The sequence below is a fragment of the Acinetobacter tianfuensis genome (assembly GCF_003611465.1).
Lineage (GTDB): Bacteria > Pseudomonadota > Gammaproteobacteria > Pseudomonadales > Moraxellaceae > Acinetobacter > Acinetobacter tianfuensis.
The window spans coordinates 1-8494 of sequence record NZ_RAXV01000055.1; the positions used below are offsets into that span (position 1 = coordinate 1).

The window sequence follows — 8494 nt, forward strand, 5'->3', positions numbered from 1 at the left end:
ATGAGAGAGTTAGTTGTAAAAGACAATGCCTTAATTAATGCAAGTTATAACTTAGATTTAGTAGAACAACGTTTAATTTTATTAGCTATTGTTGAGGCAAGAGAAAGTGGGAAAGGGATTAATGCTAATGATCCCTTAACTGTCCATGCAGAAAGCTATATCAATCAATTTGGCGTACATCGCAATACCGCTTATCAGGCATTAAAAGATGCCTGTAATGATTTATTCGCAAGACAATTCAGCTATCAAAAAATAAATGAAAGAGGGAATATTGAGAACTATAGATCCCGTTGGGTTAGTGAAATTGGATATGTAGATAATGAAGCAGTGGTTAAGCTTATTTTTGCCCCTGCCATAGTTCCATTAATTACGCGCTTAGAAGAGCATTTTACTAAATACGAATTGCAGCAAGTTAGTAATCTCAGTAGTGCTTATGCTGTTCGTTTATATGAGTTATTAATTGCTTGGAGAAGTACGGGCTCTACTCCAATTATAGAGCTAAGTGATTTCCGTCAAAGAATTGGCGTACTCGATACTGAGTACAAGCGTATGGAACGCTTTAAAACTAGTGTACTTGAGCTCGCTATTAAACAAATTAACGAACATACAGATATCACAGTGAAGTATGAACAACACAAAAGAGGTCGATCAATTTCAGGATTTTCTTTTAACTTTAAACAGAAAAAGAAGGACAGCCCATCAATAGAAAGAGATCCGGATACTTTGGGTCTTTCTTCAAAGATGACCGATGCTCAACGGCATATGTTTGCAAATAAACTTTCCGAACTTCCTGAAATGGGTCGTTATTCCCAGGGAACTGAAAGCTATCCGCAATTTGCTATTCGTATTGCTGAGATGCTGCAAGACCCTGACCGAATAAAAGAACTATACCCATACCTAAAAAAAGTGGGATATATGCCATCAAATAAAAAGGACACCGTAAATGGCTAAGTTATCACTAAGTGAAGTATCTAAAAAATTTCATGTGGATAGATCAACCATTTACAGAGCTGTACGTAATGGACGTTTATCACGCTCCAGTGATGGACAATTCGATCTAGCAGAGGTCATCCGATGCTTTGGAGAACCTGAGCAAACATCTCAAAAAATTGAATCATCTAAGCAAGAAGGTGATGAATCTACAAAAAAACTTATTGCCCATTTAGAAAATGAAGTCAAAAAATACCAAGAACGTGAAGAACGGTTAATGCAACAAATTGACCGTATGCAAACACTCATTGAGCTGAAAAGTGTTGCTCCTGCCACAGCAGCACCACAACAAGATGCTACGGCATGCGACACCGACCTACCACAGCATGCGACAACACAACAAGACAATGATAATAAAAAGAATAATGAATTAAATATTGCAGAAAATGTGGCAGTGCCACAGCAAGAAACTACGGCATACCACACCCAAACGCTACAGCATGCCACGTTGCAAAATGTGGCAGTGCCACAACACAAAAAACGTGGCTTATTTGGCCGTGTACTGAATGCTGTTTTTGATCATGACTGAGCAATCAAGGGAGAGAGCTCATGCCGAAACTGAAAGATATTGCCCTGGGCATTATTGTGGCTCCGCTGCTGATCCCGATTATGCTGATTGCATCGTACCAGGATAAAAAGGCACTGAAGAAAGAGCTGGATGAACGCCAAAAAGAAAAAGACCAGGCATCCTGATTATTCAATTGAGCTAATCAAAAGCGTGGAACATTGATTAAAGATTAAGCGTGGAACGGTAGTATTCAACAAAAAAGCCGAACTCAGCTGAGTTCGGCTTTATGATATCAATTAACACATTGAATTATATAGATATAAAAAGAGCATTTCGTATAAGGTGTATTATGTTAATTTTAGATTTTCTTATGATTCAAAAACCTTCTGGTAACTCTGCTTGGCTTTGTTGCACAAACCTACCGATAATGTCTTATTCAGCAATATAATTCTGAGATGAATAAGCCTACACCTAAAATTTATCGTACAACCAATTGGTCATCCTACAATCGCGCTTTGATCAATCGTGGTAATTTAACAATTTGGTTTGATCCGGAAACTCAATGGTATGCCAAATCAAAAGGTAAACAAGGACGAAATCAAACTTATTTCGACACAGCCATCCAATGCTGTCTCATGATTAAATCTCTATTCCGTTTACCATTCATACATTATTCTTTTCTAAGCGTGCCTGAACCAAATGGATACGAAAATTTAATCGTCTTATCGTCAACTAAATTCCATTTAACAGTAAAACATCCAGAACAAGAAATTATCGCTTGATTCCCATTAACAGTTCCTGAAATAGTTCCATTTCCAGCTGTCCCTGAATAAGAACCAGTAATATGATTGTTTTTGACAGAAACATCGTAAGTAGAAGTATTTTTAAACCCCATAACGTTGCGGTCAGTAGAAGTCCATCTTCCGTTGAATGGTGAATCGTTCTCACTACTTCTAGAGTTAGATTGATTATTCTTATCATCTAAATTTTTACAAACATAACAGGCTGAGTAAACAATGGAATCTTTGTTTATAGGCTTAGTACCAAATGTGGATTCGATTTCTTTATTCTTATTAGAGAGGATGGTTTGTCTAGGTAAATTATCAATAAAGTATTCTACACTTGAACATGACTTTTCAGAGCTATAGACCTCAAATTCAGCACCAAAACTTGGAGGAGAACCGAATTTTTTTAAAAAGTTGATAGCTCCAGAACACCTACCTACTTTTTGGGTACAATCGCAATTAGCGGCATAAACCAAACTATTTAGTGAGCAAATAATTATAATTAAAGTAGAGTTTTTAAATATCCTTCTTAACATGACATCACCTCAATATATTGAACTTAGAGAGTAATCCTAATAAATCGAGTAGCTGAGAACTTAAAATACACAGTGCAAGATCATTAGTTTTATTATGTTCTTATTCAGCAATAAAAAATACATGAGCCTCCTTTGCTAATCTACTTTATTGAAAACAAAATTTTTTACAGTACCACACAAAAAGTGACGGGTGACTCACACAATTAATGCAGAGAGCCTATATTTTTTGTACAAAAAAAAATCAAATCAGTATAATCATTGAATAAAGCATAATAAAAAAGGTACGAGAAGATGAGAAATGTAATTTATCTAATCATAGGTTGTGTAGTCGCGTCCTGCTCGACTATTCCAGATCAATCGTATCATAAGATTAAGTGTTTAGATCGATACAGATGCAGTGAAAGTGAGTTAGATACATATATCAAAGCACAATCTTTGAATAACATTGTAATAGTAAACGGATGGTCGGGCGTTAACGAGAAAAACTTAAAAAGACACAAAGGTAATGTTTATGTTAGTCCTAAATTCCAACAGTTCTACCTAGAATATGACGAGATGGGGCATAAAATTGAAAACAACAGACAATTAGACCTTATAAAGCGAGCCATCGATATAGCAGAAAAACCTATATATCTAATAATATTCATACATGGCTGGCATAATAATGCAAGTATTGATATCAATAATCCAAGCTTAGATACAACAGGGTTCCCCTATATGTTAGCAAGAAGAGCTTATGCAAAAGGCGATATGGATGTTATAGGGGTATATATTGGATGGCGTGGAGAAAAGTATAAAAATAATCCTGCCAAATTACTATCAATTAAAAATAGGGCTCTTATAGCTGATGCGATTGGCAAGGAAGGGGAATTAAGAGATGACCTTATTTCCTTAACACAGTCGGTAAATAATAAGCCCACTTCAGGACATTCACTTTTAATCGGGCACTCATTAGGTGGCAGGCTTTTATCTAGAGCATTTTTGGAAGATCTTTCAAAAATTGAAAATATTAATGATTGGTCACTAGGTAAAAACTCTTTATTGGTTACTTTAAATGCAGCTATTGGTGCTGATGCTTTTGACAAGATATTTGATAATATGTCAAGTGCTGATCAACCAATACAGCGTCCATTATGGATTAACCTAACATCTAAAGACGATAAGGCGACTTCACTCTACTTTCCATATGCTCGTTTGATTGGTATAAATTTGGTTGATAGCCCTACATCAGGGAAATATACGACGGTGGGTCATTATATGCCTTATCTTTCACATGAGGTCACAGTGATACACGGTTTCGATAAAAAAGCTGAATGCGGTTTTATAAACCCTGAAGAGATATTAAATAGAAATAATACTTCGTGGTTTGAGTTACCCAAAAGAGAAAATAGTAGTTGTGCAACGCGTTACTTATATCAATATAAGAATTTTAATGTAAGTGATGGTCATTATTATACGACTGTTTTAAGAAAACTAGATGAAAATCCTGAAAAACCATTGGGTTATATGTGGAATTTTAGGGTTGATAGCAGTGTTATAGATTTTAGTAAAGAGGAGTCTAGAGTGAATAAGAGCTCTGGAGCACATAATGCATTTGTTCAAACTAATTTAGGGCGAATGTTAGACGACATGCTTTTTACACAACCATTGAAGTAAAGTGTACTCATTTAATTTTTTTAATTAAGCTAAAACACCTTATACGAGAGGCCTATAAATAGGGCCTTTTGATCACTGTTTTAACATAAAATCTCTTATTCGAAATCTGAATTTTCCACTAAATATCCACCCATTTAACATAATAGAGCTTATACGAAATGCTTTTGTTAGAACCCATTCAAAATGTCTATATTCTCACCAATAAAAATGTCCACTTTTAGAATATGCGCTTTTGCGATTTTCTTATCGGACGGTTTAATATGTTGGTGTCTATATCGGATAAACTAATATTCTTTGCATTACGTCTACTGATAAAAATATGTATAACGTTCATCCAAGTGAAAAACTAATTCACGCTTTCCGCCAAAAACCTTATCAGGGATGTTGTCCTACTCAAGCAGAGTTTTTATTTATTGGCTTAGATGCCAATTACGCTCCCAATATTGAAGAACAAAAAATATTTTCTAAAATCATTGAATATCATGAGGATGCTATTTCATTTTGGCAGAAATACAATGTACATCATCCTTTTTTATTAGATGGATATAAAGGAGATGGGCGAAAATATCATAAAGAATTTTCAAAAATTAGACTTTCTTGCAAAGATGCTTCTCGTATTTCATTTATCGAGCTTCTTCATCTTCCCACAACTGGTAGAAATGATTTGAAAAGCTCTGATCTTGATAAAAATCATCTACAATACATTCATAAAGCCATTTTTTCAGAACACACTAAAGCTGTATTTATCTCTGATGCTGTTTTTAAATTAATGAAAAAAACATCTATATTTTCATGGATGAATGATGCTAAACAAATAGAAGGACATACTCTTAAAGTTTTTCATGAAAAAAAACCTTTAATCTATAAGCATTTACATTTTTCAACTTATGGAAAGTTTCAAGCTCAAAAAGAGGAAGAGATAAAAGCAATTCATAATATTATTCTAAAATCAAACATCAGTGATTTAACATAAAATCTCTTATATGAAATTTAGAACTTATCCCTTAAAAAGATCATTAAAAAGCTCTTTATCTTTCTGTCTATTTTCTTCTGTCTTACTTTCCGCACTTAAAAACTGCTCAAAATCAGCCCATTGATGTTTAAAAGATTCATCATTTTTAAATTTATTCAAAACCCAAGCGCCAAGCAAAATTTTCCGTCTAGTTTCATTTTTCCGTTCTTGAGCTTTGGCTTCACTTAAAAGTTTTTGCTGCTTAAGTTTAAGCTCATTCTGTTTCTGTTTTGCCTGTTCTAAGATCTGCTCTTGTTCTTTTTTCAAATACTCAATTTGCTCTTGTAGAGATAACTTCTTCTGCTGTGCTTTAGTGAGCTTCTTTAAAACTGCATCTTTCTTTTCTTGAATATCTGACATAGTATTAAACCGTGATGATCAATAATCAAACATCATCATAGAGTCAAAAAACAAAGCGAGCAATATCAAACGTAGCGAAGCGGAGTTTTCCCGGAATGAAATGAAGGGCGCACTTACCCACTTTTCATCTTCGATAGAAAAGTGGACGTTGCGACAGGGGAAACCCCTGTACCCCATGACCTCGCTTTAGCATGGTCAGCAACTTTTTCAAAGTTGCAAAAATCAAAACCACGGTATGCAGAAATTTAGGTTTTTAAAGTGGCAATTTTTCATTTGAATGAAAGCAACATCTCACGAAGTGACGGACGTTCAGCCGTTGCTTGTGCTGCTTATCGTGCCTGTGAAAAACTAGAGGATCTGACTTTTGGAAAGACTCAGGACTACACTAAAAAAAAGGGACTTGAATACAAAAATATTTATGCACCAGAACATACCAATACAAAACTTTTAGACCGTCAAACACTTTGGAATACAGTAGAAAAAAAAGAATTCAATGCCAATGGCTCAATGAAAGCCAATGCACGACTCGCCAAAGAATATATCTGTGCTTTACCACATGAATTAACAGATGCAGAACGCATAAAAATCGTTGATGACTTTTGCCGAGACTTTGTGAACAAGCACAATGTTATTGTCGATGCCTGCATCCATGCACCACATGAACATAACGATGAAACCAATAATAAAAACTATCACGTACACATGATGTTCACTACCAGACTCATCAATGAAAAAGGCGAATTAGGAAAGAAACAAAGAATCTTCAACGACCATGGTCCCGAGATCCTGAAGGACAGCCGAGCAACTTTTGCCAATGTTGTAAATACAGTATTGGAAAATGCCGGGCTAGACGAACGCATCGACCACCGGAGTTACAAGGATCAGGGCTTAGACTTTCTTGAACCCACTCATCATGAAGGGCATGAAGCTACAGCACTTCGCAGACAATATGACGAGGAACAAAAAAGACCGCTTGAAGAACGTAACACTGAAATTGTGCTACCAAGAATTGCACTTGAAAATGATGCAATCAAAGCCAAAAATTTAGATGCTGCACGAGAATACCAACAGATCATCAAGGGCCTTGATCAAGAAATTATTGTTCCAAGTCGATTAGAAGATCAGATTACCCAGCTGGAAAACGAACTTCAGTTAACCGAAGCAGAAGAAAAAGAGCTTTTAGCAGAATTAGTAAATCTCAACCTAGAAGAAGAACGCCTGCAAGAACAACAGGTTCAACAGATCGACAACGCATATGATGACTTCATTCGGTGCCAGGATATTTATGCAGAATTTGCCAATCAGTTTTACACCATTCAAAGCAATGCTGCTGATAATCAAAAGCAGATTGAATCAAATCTCACCAAGACAAAACGATGGTTAGCAGAAAACAAAAGCGATTTTTACCTACATACCAATAATTTGTTTTATGACTCTTATCATCATACTTACAGAGATATAAAAAAACCTGATTTTTATGCGACTGAAAAATCAGTAGAACAGGCAAAAAATGAGAACTGGAGAGAATACGCAACCGAGGTCGAACAACTTGCTAAAGAATACGATATTGAGAATGTTGTCCAGCGCTTAGGCCAATGCTCAGAGATACTGGAAAATAATGGGATTGAACGACCAACGATAAAACCCTCGTTTTGGCAGAAGCTAAAACGAGAGTACGTTCATTCATTCGATACCCTACATGATTTTAATGATGATATGAGTCCCCTCCTTAAAGCAAAACGGGCAGATGATCTCAAAATTGAACAAGAAAGAATGCAGCAAGTACGCCAAGCGGAAGTAGATCGCCAACGAAGAATTGAAAATGATCGCAGAGAAAGTGAATTTAGAGAGCAATTACGTAAAGAACGAGAGCAAAAAGAACAACGCTATGAACAAGAAAGACACGAACGAGAACATTTGGCATTTTTAAAACGCCAAGAATTGGAAAAACAGCAGAAAAATGAGCCTAAAAAACCAGAAAATGAAAATAACAACGATTACCGACCTTGATGAATGCTATTTAAACGCAAAAAAATAGGGTTTTTAGCGATGTTTTGCTAAACCACAGTAGATTTTATAGTTGAGTTAAGAAAAAACTCTTAAATCGCAAATGAGAGCATTTAGCGAGTGTCTACGAGCGAACTACAGGGATCTAAATTTTCTCACCTGTTTTTCCCTGATTACAGGCTCCCCTGTGTATCAAGAACTCAGAATCAGAGCATCCCGAATGGGTGCGAACTGATTACGGTGGCTTTATGTCGAGCGAAGCGAGTGAAAAAGTTCTATGAGCGAAGCGAATTCCTAGTTGCTTTTCTTTTTTAAAAAGTCACGAAATTTTAAGCCAAAAATTGCCCCTACGAACTGAGCGAAAGCGAAGTTCAATAGAGTTTGAGCGTAGCGAAAACATAGGGCAATTTTTCCTTGCCTGGGCTTTTAATTATTTTAAAGTTTTTAAATGCTTTTAGGTAAGCTGAAAGCCTTGTAAATAAAGGCTTCTAGACTTCATATGACACCGTTTACCTTGCAATATGACACCGTTTACCTTGCAATATGACACCGTTTACCTTGCAATATGACACCGTTTACCTTGCTTATAGCACTAAAATTAATTAAGGTGTCATAGCATAATAAATAATACTGGTGCTTC

General features: G+C 35.7%; 8 protein-coding genes and 1 pseudogene. 7 read left to right on the forward strand and 2 right to left on the reverse strand.

The window, feature by feature from the left end; translation table 11 throughout:
• From repM to D7V32_RS16195, 4 genes and pseudogenes are all read left to right on the forward strand, one after another.
• Positions 1-951 (forward strand): replication initiation protein RepM (gene repM / locus D7V32_RS16185; protein WP_002011663.1); only part of this gene is annotated, 951 nt, incomplete at its 5' end.
• Positions 944-1519 (forward strand): plasmid replication DNA-binding protein, encoded by a 576-nt coding sequence (locus D7V32_RS16190; protein WP_002011656.1) that lies wholly within the window; start codon positions 944-946, stop codon positions 1517-1519. The genes repM and D7V32_RS16190, both read left to right, overlap by 8 nt.
• Positions 1520-1539: 20 nt before the next feature.
• Complete coding sequence (locus D7V32_RS17400; protein WP_001125247.1) at positions 1540-1683, forward strand: hypothetical protein; 144 nt, start codon at positions 1540-1542, stop codon at positions 1681-1683.
• A 270-nt stretch (positions 1684-1953) separates the two neighbouring features.
• Positions 1954-2157, forward strand: a pseudogene (locus D7V32_RS16195) (transposase); the annotation flags it as partial.
• Between the two features lie 11 nt (positions 2158-2168).
• Here the strand turns inward: D7V32_RS16195 and D7V32_RS17405 are convergent.
• Complete coding sequence (locus D7V32_RS17405) at positions 2169-2819, reverse strand: hypothetical protein (RefSeq protein WP_165499137.1); 651 nt, start codon at positions 2817-2819, stop codon at positions 2169-2171.
• 435 nt (positions 2820-3254) lie between these two features.
• Between D7V32_RS17405 and D7V32_RS16205 the strand changes: the two genes are divergently transcribed.
• Positions 3255-4475 (forward strand): alpha/beta hydrolase family protein, encoded by a 1221-nt coding sequence (locus D7V32_RS16205; protein WP_147394235.1) that lies wholly within the window; start codon positions 3255-3257, stop codon positions 4473-4475.
• Positions 4476-4794: 319 nt separating this feature from the next.
• Entirely contained in the window at positions 4795-5448 is a 654-nt protein-coding gene (locus D7V32_RS16210) for a hypothetical protein (RefSeq protein ID WP_005086345.1), read from the forward strand.
• Positions 5449-5472: 24 nt separating this feature from the next.
• Here the strand turns inward: D7V32_RS16210 and D7V32_RS16215 are convergent, their stop codons facing one another.
• Positions 5473-5847 carry a hypothetical protein gene (locus D7V32_RS16215; protein WP_086322809.1) on the reverse strand — a complete coding sequence of 125 codons (375 nt, stop codon included), beginning with the start codon at positions 5845-5847 and terminating at the stop codon, positions 5473-5475.
• Positions 5848-6105: 258 nt separating this feature from the next.
• Between D7V32_RS16215 and mobQ the strand changes: the two genes are divergently transcribed.
• On the forward strand, positions 6106-7857 hold the full coding sequence (gene mobQ, locus D7V32_RS16220) for a MobQ family relaxase (protein WP_228200239.1): 1752 nt from the start codon (positions 6106-6108) through the stop codon (positions 7855-7857).
• Positions 7858-8494: the final 637 nt, after the last annotated feature.

Bases quoted from the DNA above. Each gene is read 5' to 3' on its own strand.
- D7V32_RS17405 (WP_165499137.1), bottom strand. From the start codon at position 2,819: ATGTTAAGAAGGATATTTAAAAACTCTACTTTAATTATAATTATTTGC.
- D7V32_RS16210 (WP_005086345.1), top strand. From the start codon at position 4,795: ATGTATAACGTTCATCCAAGTGAAAAACTAATTCACGCTTTCCGCCAA.
- D7V32_RS16215 (WP_086322809.1), bottom strand. From the start codon at position 5,847: ATGTCAGATATTCAAGAAAAGAAAGATGCAGTTTTAAAGAAGCTCACT.
- D7V32_RS16190 (WP_002011656.1), top strand. From the start codon at position 944: ATGGCTAAGTTATCACTAAGTGAAGTATCTAAAAAATTTCATGTGGAT.
- D7V32_RS17400 (WP_001125247.1), top strand. From the start codon at position 1,540: ATGCCGAAACTGAAAGATATTGCCCTGGGCATTATTGTGGCTCCGCTG.